The sequence below is a fragment of the Pigmentibacter ruber genome, from assembly GCF_009792895.1.
Taxonomy (GTDB): Bacteria; Bdellovibrionota_B; Oligoflexia; order Silvanigrellales; family Silvanigrellaceae; genus Silvanigrella; species Silvanigrella rubra.
This window is the reverse complement of the sequence record NZ_WSSC01000001.1, coordinates 1,364,443-1,382,688: the sequence shown is the minus strand read 5'-3', so window position 1 is coordinate 1,382,688 and position 18,246 is coordinate 1,364,443. Positions and strand designations below refer to the sequence as shown.

The following is an 18,246-nucleotide window of genomic DNA, read 5'->3' as shown; positions in this document are numbered from 1 at the left end:
GAGAATAATTCTCAACTGAACTTGAGAATTATTCTCAAGTATGTTATTTTTTTTCCGAGAAAGAGAGCAAATGATTCAAAGGGGTTGATAATGCTAATGTGTCTCTGCTACGGGGTTTCTTGTAAAGAAATAAAAAATCTTGTTAATCAGGGTTTTGCCACAACAGAAAGTGTTCAAGAACAGTGCCTAGCAGGAACAGGGTGTGGATGTTGTCTAGATGCTTTAGAAAAGCTAGTAGAAGCTGAGGCAAATTCTATTAAATTCACACAAATTACGACTTCTCATGCAACTGCTGAGCAAGATAATTCTCTAATCCAATATCCTTAATCAAACCCAACTGTGTTTCTAACCAATCAACATGCTCTTCTTCATCTTCCAAAATTTCTTCTAAGAGTTCAGCGCTGGTATGATCTCGCGCATTTTTGCAAATATCAATTCCATTTTTTAGGCGATCCAAAGCAGTATGCTCTAAAGCAAGATCTGACTCAAATTGTTCTTTAACAGTTTCGCCTATGTTTAACTTGTCTAATTTTTGTAGATTTGGGATTCCTTCTAAAAATAATACCCTATCTAATAATTCTTGAGCATGTTTCATTTCTTCAATTGATTCTTTGTATGTTTTTTCTGCTATTCTGTTATAACCCCAATTTTTGCACATCCTTGCATGTAGAAAATATTGATTAATTGCAGTAAGTTCGCCAGTTAAAACCTCATTTAAGGCTTTTATAACATTAGCATCACCTTTCATTTGTTCTCCTTTGTGTATTTATGCAAATGAATAAAATGGAACAGTTAGATCCTTTGTTGCATTTGCAGATTATCAACCTAGAAAACATAAGTCCATTACCTCCACGAAGCAATTTCCTAATAAGTATAAATTATTATAATTATTATTAAAATGTTACAAAAATGGGATGCTTTTAGGTTTTATTAGACAAGCTATGGTTTTTCAGTTAAACCATATGTTGATTTTACACTAGTAGAACTTTTTGCTTCGGAGACTATGTATGCAATTTAAAAGACAAATAGGTGCTGGGGGGGTCATGTTCGCTTCAATTGGAGCGATGGTTGGTTCTGGTTGGCTTTTTAGTTCCTTATATGCTTCCCAATTAGCAGGACCCGCAGCAATTATATCTTGGATCATTGCTACATTTTTTATAATCATTATTGCTCTTACATTTGCAGAACTAGGGACTTTGTTTCCAATTGCAGGTGGAATTGCCAACTACCCATTTTTTACGCACGGTAAATTAGCTGGTTTTCTTTTAGGCTGGATTTCTTGGTTATCTTTTTTGGTACTAACGCCAATTGAAGTCCAAGCAACTATCCAATATATGACAAATTTTTTTCCTTCTTTGACAAGAGTAGAGAACAATATTCATCATCTTACAGCTAGTGGTTACATCACAGCTACCATTCTCATGTTGCTTCTTGTTTTTATAAATACAAGAGGCGTAAAATTTATGTCAGATACAAACAAAGTTTTTAGCATTTGGAAATTAGCTGTACCTGCTTTGGCCATACTTATTTTCTTTTTAAGTGCGAAAGGTACTACTAATTTGACTTTGGAATCAGCTGGAGGTTTTGCACCTTACGGCTGGCAAGGTATTTTTTCTGCATTGGCTGTTGCTGGGATAGTATTTTCCTTTAACGGCTTCCAAATTGGAATTATGATGGCTGCTGAAACAAAAGATCCGCAGAAAAATATACCAAAAGCTATTATAGGTTCTGTTTTACTAGGTGCCCTTCTCTATATTCTTCTACAAACATCCTTCTTAGTTGCAGTTCCTGAAGAAGCATTAAAACATGGATGGTCACATCTTTCATTTACTGGGGATGCTGGTCCGTTAGCAGGTTTAGCTCTCACTTTAGGTGTTGCTTGGCTTGCATACTTGCTTTATGTCGACGCTGTTATTTCCCCTCTCGGAGCAGGAATTGTTTATGCAGCTTCAAGTTCAAGAGTGCTATATGCACTAAGTGCAAACGGATATATTCCTCAGCAAATTAAAAAAATTGATAAAAGAGGAATTCCAATAACAAGTATTTGGGTAAATTTTGGATTGGGAATGCTAGCATTTTTACCATTTCCAGGTTGGCAGGGAATGGTCGCATTTCTTTCTTCAACTATGATTGCTGGTTATGCTATAGTGCCAATTTGTATCGTTGCTTTAAGAGAACAACAACCAGATTTGCACAGACCATTTCGCTTACCAATGTATAAATTATTTTGTTTAATAGCATTTTTCATATGTAACTTAATGCTTTACTGGTCTGGCTGGGAAATCATAAGCAAATTGTTTATTGCTGTCTTAGTTGGTTTTTTCATTTATTTTTCAATGTTAGTTTACAAAAAAGAGTTAGGCGCAAATATTCCAACTTGGCGAAATGCATTTTGGATCTTTGTTTATTTAGCAGGACTCTGTTTATTCACTAAATTTGGTTCTTTTGGACAAGGTTTAAAAGTTATACCAGAGGGATTTGACTATTTGTTATTAGCAATTTTTTCTTATGGAATTATGTTACTCTCTAAAGCAACAATGTTACCAAAAGAAATTGCCGAAAAAAATATCGATTTGATTTTATCAGGGCATAGTGGAATTGCTGAAATTGAAGCTGAGGCTAAAGAAAAAATTCTTTCTAATGGATAAGTTAAAAATAATATCCTACTGTAATTCCTAAATCTGGTTGAAAAATATTTTCTTGTTTGTTTATTTCATTTGTTGCCTTATTCCAATCAGAATTACTTGATTTATTATTAGGCAGGTTATTTTTATCAATATAATTTGTACCAGATTTTATTCCTCCACCTATATAACCAGCTATTGTAAATCCATTTGAAGCAAGAAAACGATAACCAGCAGCAAGTACAAATGAACCATATTGCTTAGTAGATTTATAGTTATCTTGAGTATCGTAAAGATAGATATCCGAATATGTAAAATTAATTTTGCCTTGCACAAAGGGGCCAAGTAATTTTTCGCCTAAAAAATAATATCGCAAGTAATATGCAATATTATAAATATCTCTTTCAGCATTCATTGTATTCTTCGCATATATTTTTTGCTGAAAAATCTCAAAACCTAAACCATTAGAAATATTCTTGCTCAAACCGATTTCTGTGTTCAGACCAATTCCTTGATTGATAAGTAACAAGGGATTTGCTTCTACAATGAATCCCTCAATGCTATGTGCTTGAAATTGAAATAAGTTTACTAGAATGCAAACTAAAGACTTTTTTGGTGTTTTCATAATATGTATTATTCCTTCAATCATTGAACATTGTCCAAATGAATAATAGGTGTTATAACAAAAATTGAAAGCATGAAAATAAATTTTATGCAAAAATTAGAGGTTCTATGAGTAATATAAAAAATATTCAGAAGTTCTACTATGAATTAACAATTAAAGAACACCACTTGGATACCTTTGGACATGTTAATAATGCAGTATACTTAGAGCTTTTTGAAGAAGCACGTTGGGAATTCATTTCAGAAAATGGATATGGACTTAAAAAAATACAGAATGAAAAAAAAGGGCCAATTATTTTAGATACAAGTATAAAGTTCTTAAAGGAACTTAAACTAAGAGAAAAAATTATTATTGAAACTTTTTGCACTGAAGTTTCAAAAAAAATTATTAAAATTAAACATTTCATTCGAAATTCAGAAAATACTATCTGTACTGAAGCCGATTTTACCATGGCATTTTTTGACCTTGAAAGAAGAAAAATAATTGAACAACCAAAAGAATGGTTACAAGCTTTAGGAATTCATTTTATTGATGAAATGAGTAACTAATGCAAAACGAACTATTTTCAGTAAAAAATAAAAAAATATTAATTACTGGAGCTTCTTCTGGTTTAGGGGCACATTATGCGGAAGTGCTTGCTAAAGCTGGTGCACATCTATTTTTATTAGCGAGAAGGAAAGAAAATCTTCAATATATAGTTACAAATTTGCAAAAAATAAATCCAAACATAGAATATTTGGTTCTAGATATAACAAATTTTGATTTATTACAAAAAACAATTATTAATTTACTTGATAAAATAAATGGGATAGATGTACTAATAAATAACGCAGGTTATTCTCCTAAAATAAAAAAGAATGTTTTTGATTTAGAAATTTCTGATTGGGATGATATTTTTGATATTAATTTAAAAAGTATGTGGTATCTTTCAAATATTGTTGCAAAGAATATGCAATTAAATAGTATAAAAGGAAGCATAATAAATATTTCATCTACAGTTGCAAATAGAACAAGAATTGGCAACCCTTTTTATGGAATTGCAAAATCAGCTGTTGTTTCTTTAACAAAAAAATATGCAGTAGAATTTGCTAAATATAATATACGAGTAAATTCAATCGCTCCAGGTTTCTTTGAAACAGATATGAATAGACATTTTATTCAAACACAACAGGGACAAGAATTTCTTGAAAGAACAATTCCTTTAGGAAGAAAGGGTAATTTTGATGAATTAAATGGAGTTTTATTTTTATTTGCATCAAGTGCTTCATCTTATATCACTGGTGAGTGTGTCTTTGTAGATGGTGGGTATATAACAAATTCAATCCCTAATTAATTAAAAAGGTTATTAAAAAAATGAATACATTAGTTTCTTTAACACTTGGTTCTTTCGTGCTTTTTTCTAGTTTCAATCTATATGCTTCTGAAATGGGGCATAATTCCCACAACAAACACGCTACTAGTTCAGAAGAAAGATTTAGCGAATCAATAAAAAATTTAAATTTTGTAAAAAAATCTCAAATTATTAAATTAAAAGATGGTGATAGTTTTACCTTAACTGCAGCTATTGTAAAGCAAAAAATTGGGAACAAAATAATTAAAAGATATGCCTATAATGGAACTATTCCAGGGCCATTAATAGTAGTTCCTAAAAATGCAAAAATTAAGCTTAAATTTGTAAATCAAACAGATACCGATCAAACATTACACTCACATGGATTACGTTTGGATTATCGTTACGATGGAGCTGTTGGTATTGGCCAAAAAGCTCCTGTGAAACCAGGAGAATCATTTGATTATGAATTATTTTTTCCTGATTCAGGAGTTTATTGGTACCATCCACATGTTCGTGAAGATTACTCACAAGATATGGGTCTTTATGGAAATTACTTAGTAAAAGATGCTTTAAAAGAAGAACCATTTAACAAGCAAATTTCTTTGGTACTTGATGATATTTTACTTAGCAAAGATGCAAAACCTTATTTTAAAGATTTCGCAAATTACGCAGCTATGGGACGATTTGGGAATGTAATGTTAATTAATGGAATACCAAATTATGTTACACAAGTAAATAAAGGAGATGTAGTTAGATTATATCTAACTAATACAGCTAATACAAGGACATTTCAATTTAAAATACCAAATGTAAAAATGAAACTTATTGCTGGTGATGCTAGTAATTTTGAGAAACAAACTTGGGTTGATAGTGTTACTATTGCTCCTTCAGAACGTTATACTATTGATGTGTTGTTTGAAAAAGAAGGAACTTACAATATTGAAAGTATACATCAACAAAAAAATTTGAAACTAGGAACTATAAAAGTTCTAAAAACTAAATCACAAAAAGATTACACAAAAGAATTTGGAAACTTAATTGAAGATTTTGAAGTTATTAAAGAGATAGATAAAGTAAGGCCATTTTTAGACAAAAAAGTAGATAAAAATATAGCTTTAACAGTCAAAATGGATATGAGTCATGCTGAAGAAAACCCTCCAGAAATTGAATGGGAAGATACCATGCCAGAAATGAATTCCATGATGACTTCTAAAGAAGTAACATGGCAAATTGAAGATCTCGATACAAAGAAAATGAACATGGATATATTATGGAAATTTAAAAAAGGAAATTATTATAAAATTAAAATATTCAATGATCCAAAATCAAGTCATCCTATGCAACATCCTATTCATTTCCATGGACAAAGATTTCTTATTGCAACCCGCAATGGGGTCAAAACAACTAACTTTACATGGAAAGACACTGCTTTAGTAAAAACAGGTGAAACAGTTGAAATTTTATTAGAGGCATCAAATCCTGGAAAATGGATGTCACATTGTCATATTGCAGAACATCTATCAGCAGGAATGATGATCGGTTTTGATGTGGAAGAATAAAAGTGATAAAACTTTTATTGGAGCCAAACTATAATTTTTCTATCTTGTTCTTCAAGTTTAAAAATATCTGTTGCGTAAAGAATTTCTTGCTTAGCTAAATTATCTTGAATTTCTTTTAAAGGAATTCCTTCAGCATATATTTTAGCAATAACATCATCAGGAATGAGTTCTATGAGCCAGCGTGCACTATGCGCTGGCAATGAAACATCCACAACATTTTGATTGTTTCTTTGCACTAAGACTCTTAAATTTGATGCTTTATTATCTGACGATTTTTTTTGAAAAAAATTTCTAAAATAAGTGTAAGGGCATTTGCTCATAATTCACCTGTTTTATAGTTCAAGTCTTCGCTTTATTTTAATTATACTATATTTTATTTAGAAAATATCTTTGTTTCTTTTAGGGAATGAATTTGGGTTAAATAAGGTGTGTTTTTTGCAAATTCTAAATACCCTTGCTTTAATTTATTTTAATTAATATATCCATGGAATCAGAAAAATTTTTCTGATAAAAACTTCAATAGAAAAGAGCAAAAAAATGCAAATAGTTGATACTACTTTAGAAGAAATAAACCTTGTTGGAATTTTTGTTAGAACAAATAATAAAAGCGAATTTACCCAAAACTTAGGGAAAATACCAGGAAATTTCAATAGATATTTTGGCGAAAAGATGTTCGAGAAAATTCAGCATAGAATAAAACCTTTTGTTACCTATGCAGTTTATACTGAGTATGAAAGTAATGAAAATGGCGAGTACACCCATTTTCTTGGGGAAGAGGTTTCCTCATTTGCTAATCAGGATACTAGTTCTTTTAAAACAATAACAATTCCAAAAAGCAACTATCTAAAATTTACGTCAGCAAAAGGAAAAATGCCAGATATCGTTATAAATGTTTGGCAAAAAATTTGGAGCATGCAACCTGCTGAGTTTAACGGAAAGAGAAACTTTGTTGCGGATTTTGAACTGTATGATTCAAGAGCAAGCGATCCTGAAAATGCTCAAGTGGATATTTATATTGGAAAATCAAGTACTTAAATTGTTAAATAATTTTTTTGAATTTTCCAAATAACTCAAGGCAACCTCTATTTTTAAAGGATAAAAGGGACATCCTTTACTGTAAGTATCTCTTGAAGAAAGAATTTGACTGCCTATTTCATCTAAATATTTAATTTGATTTATCAAGGAATTATTTATAAAACTAATGTCGCAGTCAAGTTCAAAACAACTCATTGAAATATCATTTTCTCCTAAAGTCATTCTCTCATAAACTGCGTGTCCAAATAAAAATGGGATTTTTAATCCATTTAAATTTGCAAGTAAACAGCCACCTTCATCAAATATCGTAAGAAAATCTTGTTCTCTTGTCCTTGATTTTGGTGGATTTTTCCAAGGAAATTCAGCATTTTCATCAAATGCAAGGAATTGCCGCATATTTAAAGTGGCTTTAATTTTTGGAAAAGTATACCAAATGAGTGCATTATAAAAATCGTGCCAATTTTCATATCTAGTTCTTATTTCTCCTTGAAGAAAAATTCTCGGCTCATAAAGGCTATTGAAGCCTTCTATACATCTTTTACCTTTTTGCAGGATAAATTTTAATTCAAATCCCGTCCAAGTTTTTGTTTTTTGAGGTTTGAAAAGGTTAAGTTGTTCTAATGTCGGCCAATTTGAATGGTTGGAAAAAATTTGTCCGTATGGCATAATAGGGAAGAACAACTCAGAGCAACTTAAAAATTGTGCCTTCCAACGTCTGTTTGTTGTTGGGACCTTATTTTGTGCTCTTTTTTTCTCAACCCTTGGAATTTCAGGGTGCACCATGTACTTAGCCTCTCTTTATATCGTTTTAGATCTAGATCCCGAAATAATGGTCAATGATCGTGATAGGGTTTTACGCTCTCTGCGTGAAAAATTAAAGCAAAAATTTAACCACAGAATAACAGTTCGAGCAGATGAAAAAGAAACTTCTCTTGCAGTAGCTTTATTTGATGATAATTATGAACGAATAAAATCTCGCCTTGATGAAATTCATGAAAAAGTAGAAGCAGCAGGCGAGGCAAGAATCCGATTTGAACAAGGTCAAATATTTTATTGGTTTAATGGTAAATTTGTTGAGACAAATGACAGTTTAGCTTATAGTGAGAAAAATTTGAGCGAGTTTAAAAATAGTAGTGCAAATATTACTAGGTCATTTCGTGTACAAGAAAAAACTATTGTATATACAGACAAGGACGATGAATTGTCTTCTATTCCATCAAGGTTTTCAAGAAGGAATTTAAGAATTCCAACCCGAAAGTGAGAATGTTTCAATGATTTTTAATAAAACGCGAGTATTTTTAACTATTGCAGCTGTGACAATAACTGTCCCTATTGGACAATATTTTAAAATTATTCCAACTTTTCAAAATGCAAATTCAGAAGAAAGTAATAAAAAGAATCCTAAAATTGTTGCAGCTTATTTAGGCTGTGCTACTTTATCCGAAAGAATGAAAGATTTTTTAAAAAATCATTATGTTTTTAGAACCTTTGAACCTGAATTAGCAAAAAGAACATTTGATACATTTATAAAACTTTTAGATCCTGGAAAATTGTACTTTACCCAAGATGACATTAACGAATTTCAAAAACAACAACCTGACTTATTTAAAAATATTAATAATTATGATTGCCGTTTGATAACTGGTGAGAACGGAATTTACGAAAGATATCGCAAAAGAATAACTGAAGCAACCATATTAGCTAAGGAAGCATTAAAACAAAATCAAGATTTCACTAAAGATGAATATATTGAAACTGACAGAAAAAAAATTGAATGGGCAAAATCAACTGATGAATTAAAGGAACGATGGCGCAAAACAATTAAGTTTATTATATTGAATATGAAAGATTCAGATGATTTAGAAAAAATTCGTACCCGTTTAATTAAACGTTACGATCTAATTAAAAAAGATATTGATTCAAAGTCATCAGATGAAAGATTTTCTTTATTTTTAAATTCTTTTGCTTTTTCCTTGGATCCGCATTCAAGTTTTCTCACTCCAATTGATAATGCGCAATTTCAAGCTGACTTTAGTTTAAAATTTGTGGGGATTGGGGCTACATTAAAATCAGTTGATGGTTATACAGTAATCGATTCTGTAGTGCCAGGTGGTGCAGCTGCAAAAGATGGAAGACTGAAAAAGAATGATAAAATAGTTGCTGTTGATTCTGGAGATAATTCAGGAATACAAGATGTCATTGAAATGGATTTAAGTAAAGTAGTACAATTAATTCGTGGAAAAGAAGGTACAACTGTAAAGTTAGTTATTCTTAGAAAAGAAATAGATGGTAAAATCAGCCGATTTACCATAGCTTTAAAAAGAGCTGTTGTTCAAATTAAAGATAACGAAGCAAAAAGCGATGTCATGACAATTAATAATAAGAAAATTGGTATTTTAAATTTACCAAGTTTTTATATAGATTATAAGGGTTGTCAAGATAGTCCATCTACGTGTCGCAGCTCTTATAACGATATGTACAGAGAAATTAAAAAATTAAAGCAATTAAAAGTCGATGGTATTGTCCTTGATTTAAGAAGAAACGGTGGGGGTGATTTAAATGAAACACAAAAAATTGTCAGTTTATTTATTAAGAACCCAATAGTAACACAAGTAGAAGATAAAGATAAAAATGTAAGGATACTTTTAGGTGGAGAATTAAAAGAAGATCCATATTTGGGTCCATTAGGAATTCTTGTTAGTAAATATACAGCATCTGCTTCAGAAATTGTTTCTGGTGCTGTACAAGACTACGGTCGCGGTATAATTATGGGTAATAGCAGAACTTTTGGTAAAGGAACAGTGCAAACAGTTATTGAAGTCCCAGGTACCGGTGGAAGAGTTACCGATGGTGCTATTCATGTAACTATAGCAAAATTTTTCAGACCAAGCGGGAAAAGCAATCAAGAAAAAGGTATTTTATCAGATATAGTAATTCCAGATATTATTGAAGCTACAGAAATTGGTGAAAAAGAAAATGATTATGCTTTACCTTATACAATTATAAAAGCTTCAAGAGATTTTAAACCTGAAAAAGATTTATCAAGTTTGATAGTCAATTTACAAAAATTAAGTAAAGAAAGAATTGAAAAATCTGACGAATTCAAAAAAATAAATGAAGCTATTGAAAAGGCTAAAAAAGAAAAAAATACTCTAGTATCTTTAAAAGAAAGTAAAACTACTTTAGCGAAGGGAGCACAAACAAAACAAAGTAAAGAGAAAATTGTTAATAATAAAGAAAATGCTAGCAAAGAAAAAAATGCTAATAATAAAGAAAATGCTAGCAAAGAAAATAGTAGTCTTGATAAAATAGCCAATAATAGTGAAAATACCGGTAAAAATAAGAAAAGCTCTTCTGCTAGTAATGAATCTATTGCCGAAGATGAAGATAATTTTGAATTTTCGCCTAAAGTTATTAGAAAAAATGATATTCAATTGCGTGAAGCAGCAAATATATTGATAGATAGCATTCGACTAACAAGTAATAATAATAAAAACTAATTTTATTATTATTACTTTATAATATCTTAGAGCAAATAAAGAGAATAAATTATGAAAAAAGAAATTTATGATATTACAATATTAGGTGGTGGACCAACTGGATTATTTGCAGCTTTTTATGCTGGGATGCGAAATGCGAAATGCAAAATAATAGATTCTATGCCTGCACTAGGTGGAAGATTAACAGCAGTATATCCAGAGAAATATATTTATGATGTAGCTGGTTTTCCAAAAATTTTAGCGAGAGAACTAATTGATAATTTAATTGAACAAATTAAACCATATAATACAGATATTTGTTTGAATGAAAATACATTATCAGTCGAACAAACAGAAGATCAAATTTGGGAAATTAAAACTAATTTAGACACTCATTACACAAAAACAATAATTATAGCTGCAGGGGTGGGATCATATAGTCCTAAAAAGCATCAAGGATTAGGAGCCGATCAATTTGAAGGAAAAGGAATAGAATATGCAGTTATAGAAAAAAATATCTATAGAAATAAAAATGTAATTATTGCAGGTGGTGGAGATTCTGCTTTAGATTGGGCAAATGAGTTAGTTTCGATTGCCAAATCAGTTACCCTAATTCATAGATCTGATAAATTTAGAGCACATGATGATTCAATAACAAAACTCAAAAAAACAAATGCAAGAATTATTTTAAATTCAGAAATTTCTGGTTTTTATGGCAATGAAAATTTGCAAGAAGTGCTAATAAAAGGTTTAGAAGATCACCATGAAGAAATTATTAAAGTTGATGCTGCTCTAATAATGTTTGGATTTAACAGCTCACTTGGAAAAATAAAAGAATGGGGTTTAAATTTGGTTGGTAATGGTATTTGTGTTAATGAAAAAATGGAAACAAATTTACCAGGTATTTTTGCAGCTGGTGATATTGCGAAATATTCAGCTAAACTTGATTTAATTGTTACTGGTTTTTCAGAAGCTGCTATTGCTGTTGCTTTTGCAAAGGTGTATTTAAATCCTAAAGAAAAAGCACAACCATTGCATTCTACTACAGTAATGGAAATTAAAGAAAAGAAAGAAAAACGTTTAAACGCTTCAGTTAAGGAGATATAAATGAACTTTCGTATTGCTCTGCTTTTTTCCATAGGTGGATTATTCTTTGCTTCTTGTGAAACAAGTAAAAATACCAATCCGCAAAGGTATCAAATTAATCTGTTACCTAAAAATGACACAAAAGCTTCAGGACAAATAATTGTTGAAACTTTGCAGCAAAATAAAATTCATATATCAGGAAAAATTACTGGATTAAGTCCTAATTCGGTGCATGGATTCCATATACATGAAAAAGGAGATTGCTCTGATTCTGCAGCAATAAATGCTGGAGGGCATTTCAATCCTGATACTCATCATCAGCATGGAGAATCTATAGCTACTACAGAATATAAGCATCAGCATGCTGGAGATTTAGGAAATATTAAAGCAAACGCAAACGGAATAGCACTTATCGATGTTAATATTGAAAAGCCAATTAATTTAATTCCAGATGACAAGTTTTCAATTTTAGGCAAATCCATTATTATACACGCTGATGAAGATGATGAAAAAACAGCACCAGCTGGAAATGCAGGTAAAAGAATTCTATGTGGAGTAATTAAATAAACGGATAGGATAAAAATGGATCATTTAAAAGAAAATGGCCGATCTTACTGTTTTTTTGATAAAAGTAACATTGAAGGTGCATTTGAAAATGAGTGGCTTATTTCTAATGCCCACGGAAGTTATGCATCTGGAACAATATCTGGTGTTTTGACTAGAAAATACCACGGCTTATTTATTCTAGCAAAACAACCACCTTTAAATCGTTATTTATATATTTCGAAAGTAGAAGAAGTAATCACTATTGACGGAGTTGATTATACTCTTTATTCAAACTGTTGGCAAAATGCCTCTATAGTAAATCCAAATGGAAGTTTTTATATACACTCTTTTTATCTAGACGAAAATATGCCTGTTTGGATTTACAAATGTGGTGATTTTTTTATCGAAAAAAGAATAATCTTGCATTACAATAAGGATATACTAGGTATAAAATATTCAGTATTAAGTAACAGCGATAAATCTTTCCAAATAACATGCAACTTATTTGGAAATAATAGAAATTTTCACTCATTGCAAAAAGAAATGAATATTGATTTAAATATTACTCAAACAGATGAATTATTAATTTTAAGTAATTCTTCTGAAAATAATATTCTAAAAATAAGAGCAAATTGTAATAATATAGAACTTTGTAATGTAATATATTATAATTATTTTTTAAAAGAAGAGGATAATAGAGGTTTTGAAGCACTAGAAAATCATGTCTTATTTAGCAAGTTGCATTATAATTTATCTAAAAATAATAGTGCCGAAATATTAATATTTTGTTGTGAAGAAAATATTAATAATATAACATTTCAAAATATTTTAAATGAAATAAAACTCTACAATAATATTGTTGTAGACCTTTGGAAAAAAGAAATTGAAAATTCACCAGCTTGGGTAAATCAGCTGATCTTAAGCAGCACTTTTTTTATAATAAAAAAGTATAATATGCAAAAAGAATATTTATACTCGATATTAGCGGGTTTTCATTGGTTTGGGGATTGGGGAAGAGATACAATGATTTCTCTTCCTGGACTATGCCTTGTTACCGGACGATTTAAGATTGCAGCCTCAATTCTTAATAATTATTCGCATTATCTTTGTGAAGGATTATTACCAAATCGATTTCCAGATGATTCTGTCACACCCGATTACAATACTGTAGATGCAAGCCTTTGGTATTTTAATGCTGTTTTTCAATATTTTAAATTCACAAATGAGATTTCATTTATCAATGATCTTTATCCTATTTTAAAAGAAATTATTTTATGGCATATCAAAGGAACAAAATTTAATATCAAATTAGATCCTACAGATGGATTAATTTATGCTGGACAAGAGGGTTCGCAATTAACATGGATGGATGCAAAAATTGGAGATTATGTAGTCACTCCAAGAATTGGAAAGCCAATTGAAATAAATGCTCTTTGGTATAATGCATTATGTATTATGCGGTCATTTTCAGACATATTAAATAAACACGACGAGAAATTTTTTACCAATTATATTCAATTAGTAGAAAAAGGATTTCAAAAATTTTGGGATGAAAACTTACAATATTGTGTTGATGTTTTAATGCAGAATGATCTTCCAGATACATCTCTCAGGCCTAATCAAATTCTTGCACTTTCACTTGAATATTCTCCCTTATCCAATTTCCAGAAACGCTGTATTTTAGACAGTTGTGGAAGATTTTTATTAAGTTATTTTGGGTTGAAATCATTAGCTAAAGATAATTTAAATTATCGCGGAAAATATCTCGGAAATCCCTTTGAGAGAGATTCAGCTTATCACCAAGGAACTATTTGGGGATGGCTTCTTGGGCATTATGCAGTTGCTTACTATAAAGTTACAAAAAATAAATCTGTTGCATTTGGATTTTTGGAACCAATGGAAAAGCATATAAATGATGCAGGTATAGGTTTTATTAGTGAGATATTTGATGGTGATTATCCCCACACACCGAGAGGCTGTATAGCTCAAGCATGGAGTGTAGGTGAATTTCTTTATGCCTGGTATTATTTATCAAAATATTAAATCAAGCTGTAACAATATCATTTTTGAATCCGCCAATAGCGGTTAAAATTGTAGTTATGTCATTTCTCTCAATTTTAACTTCTTCTAATGTTTCTTTCAATAACTTCACAACTTCAGAAAAATCAGCTTCGTTAATTTTTAAATTTTGATGGGCCGTTTTTATTTTTTTTACATCATATCCTTGTGGACCACCTAGAGCAGTAGAGAAAAACTGCGTTTGGTGCTCTATTAATTTAGTCATATCAGTATTCTCAAAAAAACGATACAAATTGTCAGAAGCTAATACCTTTTTATAGAAAAGACTGACAACTTTTTGAATAGCATCAAATCCACCATACTTAGAATATAAAGTATTTCCCATAACTGCTCCTAGTTTAGGAATGTATCTTATCATAATACTTTAAAATTCATAAAGGTATAACTAAAATGTCATTTTTCTAATTGAAATCCAAGCTTTTTTAAAAATTCAAATGTGTTATTTTTAGCTACAATATGATTAAATTTACCATTCGGAATTTTATCTTTAATTTGGCTTATAAAAATATATTGCTTATTACTTTTCTCTACCCAACCAACAAACCAGCCATGCGCAATTCTATTTTCAAGATATCCAGCACCAGTTTTGCCATAAACTTTATCTATTACAGACTTATCTTCTAAAAATAAATTATTTTTAGTCATTATAAAGGCCTGTTTACTAACAGATAATTCATTTTTAACAAGTTTTTTCATAAACTTGAGTTGTTCATAAGCTGTAATTTTGAGTGAAGAATCTATCCAAGGAATCAATAGTTTTTCATTATCAGAAGATATTCCTTTAAAATCTTTATTTCCATAATCAAATTTGTTTAAATAAATTTCGATATTTTTCTCACCAATTTCATGAACTAATTTCTCACTAAACCAAACAACAGAATATTTTAGCCATATTTTTGGATTTACAGGACCTAGCCATTGTTTTGGCATCCAGTCTTTTACTCCATCTCTAAGATATTCTTTTTTATATTCCCAAGTTGGTGAAGATTCTGTACTAAGTATTTTTTTATCATACCCAATTAAACTTAAAGGTATTTTGAATGTAGAATTGGGTGGAGTAGGGGAGCTACAAAGATCTGTTTTATATTCTATAACACTTTTGTCATTTTGAACATCATAAAGCAAAAAACAGCCTTCAGCATCTTTATAGTATTGAGTAAAATTTATATCCTCTGCATAACTACACGTTGAAAAGAAAAAAATGGATGAAAAAAATAACTTTAACAGCATAAATACCTCTTCTTAAAAAAGTTACACTCTAACAAAAGAAAGCGAATTGCAATAACTAAAATATTTTTAAATTAAAATCTGCGAAATAATTAAATCACAATTATTTAAAATTAAATTAAATTAAATAATTTTTCTTAGGACTAAATTTTGCTTGACGTATAATAAAAATATATATTTATATTAGTTTGTTTTTAATAGGATGGGTGCATTGAATATTTTATTGAAAAAATGTATTATTTATTGACAATCATTTACATTGGTAATTAGTAATTAAGGCTTGATAACAATAATTCTGCTTCTTCATCATCTAAAATTTTAAATCTTTCTAAAGATTCATTGAATGAATACACGTCAGCTGTAGCTATATCAAACCACCAACAATATATTTTCAGTTTATTTTGTTTCAAGAGTTCACGAACGATAGGATAAGATTCCATATTTCTTTTTTGTTCTAAAACGTTAATTTGTGATAGTTGATTATGAAGTTTTAAGGATTTATCTAAAGAAAATCCTTCATTCAATTTTTTTAAAGATTTTTCGCCATATTGAAGCCATGAACGCAAGTTTGGTGAGGAAATAGTATTTCTTCCTGCAAGAATACCTTGCATTGCACCACATTCCGAATGTCCGCAAATAATAATACTTGAAACTTTTAAAGTCAGTAATGAGAATTCTATAGCTGCTGCTTCTGATTCGTCTCCTACAGACAATCCATCTTCTTGGCATGGTGGAATTAAATTTCCGACATTTCTAACAACAAAAAGATCTCCGGGATCTGTTGAAGCAAATAAATTTGGAACCACTCTACTATCTGAGCATGCTACAAATAAAACATCAGGAGATTGTCCAAGAGCTAAACGCGCAAAAGTTTCTCTGTAACCTTCAAGTACATTCTTTCTAAAATCAGTAATACCTCTAATTAATTTTTTCATTCTATTTCCTCTAAAATTTACCAATAATTAGATATGCGTATAGTTTAATGACTAAACTCAACTAAGCATGACAGTATATTTTAATTTTTCATAGAATTTCAATGGAAGCAGGTAAGTTTATCATTTTTAGAAGTCATTCTAAAAAAAGGAGTTTTGTTAAAAAACTCCTTTTAAAGATTTAATTTTTAGAAATTTCAATTAAGCCTTTTAAAATTCCTGTTAATCTAACAATATCATGGATTTTACTTCTTTGAACACCAACTTGTACAGCATGTTGCTCATGAGCTAAAACACATTTTTCACAACTATTTAGGATACTAATTGCTATAAAAATAAGTTCAAAATGAGATTGAGGCATTTTACTCTTGCCAAGTATACCCATTCTTAGACCAACAGCTCCATATTCCTTACTTGCTTCTTTATCACTGATATCAATAAAGTGCCTAAATTTATGGTATGTATTTAACATCCCATTTATTCCTGGGATTTCTTGAGCTTCTTCAACTTCTTCAGGCTTAATATCAAGAAAAGAAGCATATTCAAGCGCAAGATTTGTAAGAATTTTACTTTCTAAAGTTTTACTTAGCGCTATGAGATATAATGCTAATTCATTATCTGTTAAATTTTCTGAAAAGAAATACTTTTCAAAATTACTTTTTAAATCTCTTACAATAATTCCATCATACCTAGATTCTATCGTTGCTAAAAATTTCTCAGTTAATACTTTTCTATTCATAAATAATTCCTTCTATTTAAAATAATTTCTTAATATTTATTTCTACCAGCCATTACTCCACCATCTACATCCCAAATCGCTCCCGTAACCCAAGATGATTTATCAGACAGCAAGAAAGCAACAACTTCAGCAACATCACTAGGACGACCAACTCTACCAATCGGATGGAAGGTATTAAAACCCTCTAATGCTGCATGTACTTGCTCTTTAGGTATAAACCCTTCGTAAATAGGAGTCTGAACAACAGCTGGAGAAACCGCGTTGACTCTAATTTTATGTGGAGCAAGTTCCATCGCTAAATGTTGAGTCAATGAATGTAATCCTGACTTTGCCATAGAATATGCCGATGAAGGTGTTGCTTCTACCGCTTGTTTAGCCCACATAGAACCAATATTTACAATTGAACCCATTTTATTATTTTTAACCATATTTTGTGCGACTTTTTGCGTTATAAAGAAAAATGACTTATTAATTTTATGATATATGTCATAGTCACTATCAGAATGATCTAAAAATGGTTTAGGAAAGAAGACTCCTGCAGCATTAACTAAATAATCAATGTCACTGTGCTCTTGGGATATTACTTCTAAAAACTGATTAACTTCACTTTCTTTAGTTAAATCAATTGTATATCCTTTAGCCTCACCAATATTGTTTAGCACCTCTAAAGCTTCTTTTGTTTTCACGGTGGATGAACCCGTAACTAAAACCTTAGCACCATTTTTTGCTAAAATTTTAGCTGTTTCTAGCCCCATACCACTAGTGCCACCAACTACGAGTAATTTTTTAGAGAAAAATGTTGAATTCATAAAAGACCTACCTTTCAATTAGGATTTTTAAAAGTAGGCTGAATTACCTACCGATTAGTAGGTTTGTATATGATATTTTTTTTTAAGTCAATATTAATATGAAAAAAAAAACATAAAAAATATTTTATTATTAAATATTAGCTAGTTAAACACGGAAAATCAATTAGTAACAA

20 protein-coding genes are annotated in these 18,246 nt (G+C 30.2%); 11 read left to right on the top strand and 9 right to left on the bottom strand.

Features of this window, described 5'->3' with window-relative positions:
- The first annotated feature begins 90 nt into the window (after window positions 1-90).
- Window positions 91-327, top strand: a complete 237-nt coding sequence (locus GOY08_RS05730; protein ID WP_158997905.1) for a (2Fe-2S)-binding protein — start codon at window positions 91-93, stop codon at window positions 325-327.
- On the opposite strand, the gene bfr is transcribed toward GOY08_RS05730, so the two are convergent.
- Window positions 272-748, bottom strand: coding sequence for a bacterioferritin (bfr, locus tag GOY08_RS05725; protein WP_158997904.1), 477 nt, complete (start codon window positions 746-748; stop codon window positions 272-274). The two genes, GOY08_RS05730 and bfr, sit on opposite strands and share 56 nt — an antisense overlap.
- Window positions 749-1,007: 259 nt before the next feature.
- Between bfr and GOY08_RS05720 the strand changes: the two genes are divergently transcribed.
- Window positions 1,008-2,648 (top strand): APC family permease, encoded by a 1,641-nt coding sequence (locus GOY08_RS05720; protein ID WP_158997903.1) that lies wholly within the window; start codon window positions 1,008-1,010, stop codon window positions 2,646-2,648.
- 1 nt (window position 2,649) lies between these two features.
- Here the strand turns inward: GOY08_RS05720 and GOY08_RS05715 are convergent, their stop codons facing one another.
- On the bottom strand, window positions 2,650-3,249 hold the full coding sequence (locus GOY08_RS05715) for a hypothetical protein (protein ID WP_158997902.1): 600 nt from the start codon (window positions 3,247-3,249) through the stop codon (window positions 2,650-2,652).
- A 107-nt stretch (window positions 3,250-3,356) separates the two neighbouring features.
- Between GOY08_RS05715 and GOY08_RS05710 the strand changes: the two genes are divergently transcribed.
- The 3 genes from GOY08_RS05710 to GOY08_RS05700 are packed head-to-tail and all read left to right on the top strand — an operon-like array spanning window position 3,357 to window position 6,141.
- A complete protein-coding gene (locus tag GOY08_RS05710; RefSeq protein WP_158997901.1) occupies window positions 3,357-3,797 on the top strand; it encodes an acyl-CoA thioesterase in 441 nt (146 codons plus the stop codon).
- Entirely contained in the window at window positions 3,797-4,582 is a 786-nt protein-coding gene (locus GOY08_RS05705) for an SDR family NAD(P)-dependent oxidoreductase (protein ID WP_158997900.1), read from the top strand. Before GOY08_RS05710 ends, GOY08_RS05705 begins: the two co-directional genes overlap by 1 nt.
- A gap of 20 nt (window positions 4,583-4,602) precedes the next feature.
- Window positions 4,603-6,141: a multicopper oxidase family protein gene (locus tag GOY08_RS05700; protein ID WP_158997899.1), complete on the top strand. Its 1,539-nt coding sequence runs from the start codon at window positions 4,603-4,605 to the stop codon at window positions 6,139-6,141.
- A gap of 14 nt (window positions 6,142-6,155) precedes the next feature.
- On the opposite strand, the gene GOY08_RS05695 is transcribed toward GOY08_RS05700, so the two are convergent.
- Window positions 6,156-6,377, bottom strand: coding sequence for a hypothetical protein (locus GOY08_RS05695; protein ID WP_158997898.1), 222 nt, complete (start codon window positions 6,375-6,377; stop codon window positions 6,156-6,158).
- Window positions 6,378-6,678: 301 nt separating this feature from the next.
- On the opposite strand from GOY08_RS05695, the gene GOY08_RS05690 reads away from it, so the two are divergent.
- Window positions 6,679-7,176, top strand: a complete 498-nt coding sequence (locus GOY08_RS05690) for a GyrI-like domain-containing protein (RefSeq protein ID WP_158997897.1) — start codon at window positions 6,679-6,681, stop codon at window positions 7,174-7,176.
- On the opposite strand, the gene GOY08_RS05685 is transcribed toward GOY08_RS05690, so the two are convergent.
- Entirely contained in the window at window positions 7,165-7,959 is a 795-nt protein-coding gene (locus GOY08_RS05685; RefSeq protein WP_158997896.1) for a DUF3025 domain-containing protein, read from the bottom strand. The genes GOY08_RS05690 and GOY08_RS05685 overlap by 12 nt on opposite strands.
- Between GOY08_RS05685 and GOY08_RS05680 the strand changes: the two genes are divergently transcribed.
- The 5 genes from GOY08_RS05680 to GOY08_RS05660 are packed head-to-tail and all read left to right on the top strand — an operon-like array spanning window position 7,958 to window position 14,330.
- Window positions 7,958-8,437 carry a DUF503 domain-containing protein gene (locus GOY08_RS05680; RefSeq protein ID WP_158997895.1) on the top strand — a complete coding sequence of 160 codons (480 nt, stop codon included), beginning with the start codon at window positions 7,958-7,960 and terminating at the stop codon, window positions 8,435-8,437. The two genes, GOY08_RS05685 and GOY08_RS05680, sit on opposite strands and share 2 nt — an antisense overlap.
- A 10-nt stretch (window positions 8,438-8,447) precedes the next feature.
- Complete coding sequence (locus tag GOY08_RS05675; RefSeq protein WP_158997894.1) at window positions 8,448-10,676, top strand: carboxy terminal-processing peptidase; 2,229 nt, start codon at window positions 8,448-8,450, stop codon at window positions 10,674-10,676.
- Between the two features lie 51 nt (window positions 10,677-10,727).
- Window positions 10,728-11,762: an NAD(P)/FAD-dependent oxidoreductase gene (locus GOY08_RS05670; RefSeq protein ID WP_158997893.1), complete on the top strand. Its 1,035-nt coding sequence runs from the start codon at window positions 10,728-10,730 to the stop codon at window positions 11,760-11,762.
- Window positions 11,763-12,308: a superoxide dismutase family protein gene (locus GOY08_RS05665; protein WP_158997892.1), complete on the top strand. Its 546-nt coding sequence runs from the start codon at window positions 11,763-11,765 to the stop codon at window positions 12,306-12,308.
- Window positions 12,309-12,323: 15 nt separating this feature from the next.
- On the top strand, window positions 12,324-14,330 hold the full coding sequence (locus GOY08_RS05660) for an amylo-alpha-1,6-glucosidase (RefSeq protein WP_158997891.1): 2,007 nt from the start codon (window positions 12,324-12,326) through the stop codon (window positions 14,328-14,330).
- 1 nt (window position 14,331) lies between these two features.
- Here the strand turns inward: GOY08_RS05660 and GOY08_RS05655 are convergent, their stop codons facing one another.
- The 5 genes from GOY08_RS05655 to GOY08_RS05635 form a co-directional block, all read right to left on the bottom strand.
- On the bottom strand, window positions 14,332-14,691 hold the full coding sequence (locus GOY08_RS05655; protein ID WP_158997890.1) for a group I truncated hemoglobin: 360 nt from the start codon (window positions 14,689-14,691) through the stop codon (window positions 14,332-14,334).
- A 68-nt stretch (window positions 14,692-14,759) separates the two neighbouring features.
- Window positions 14,760-15,596, bottom strand: a complete 837-nt coding sequence (locus tag GOY08_RS05650) for a penicillin-binding transpeptidase domain-containing protein (protein WP_158997889.1) — start codon at window positions 15,594-15,596, stop codon at window positions 14,760-14,762.
- Between the two features lie 263 nt (window positions 15,597-15,859).
- Window positions 15,860-16,528 (bottom strand): carbonic anhydrase, encoded by a 669-nt coding sequence (locus GOY08_RS05645; protein ID WP_158997888.1) that lies wholly within the window; start codon window positions 16,526-16,528, stop codon window positions 15,860-15,862.
- 178 nt (window positions 16,529-16,706) lie between these two features.
- Entirely contained in the window at window positions 16,707-17,264 is a 558-nt protein-coding gene (locus GOY08_RS05640) for a carboxymuconolactone decarboxylase family protein (protein ID WP_158997887.1), read from the bottom strand.
- 29 nt (window positions 17,265-17,293) lie between these two features.
- A complete protein-coding gene (locus GOY08_RS05635; RefSeq protein ID WP_158997886.1) occupies window positions 17,294-18,073 on the bottom strand; it encodes an SDR family NAD(P)-dependent oxidoreductase in 780 nt (259 codons plus the stop codon).
- Window positions 18,074-18,246 lie beyond the last annotated feature (173 nt).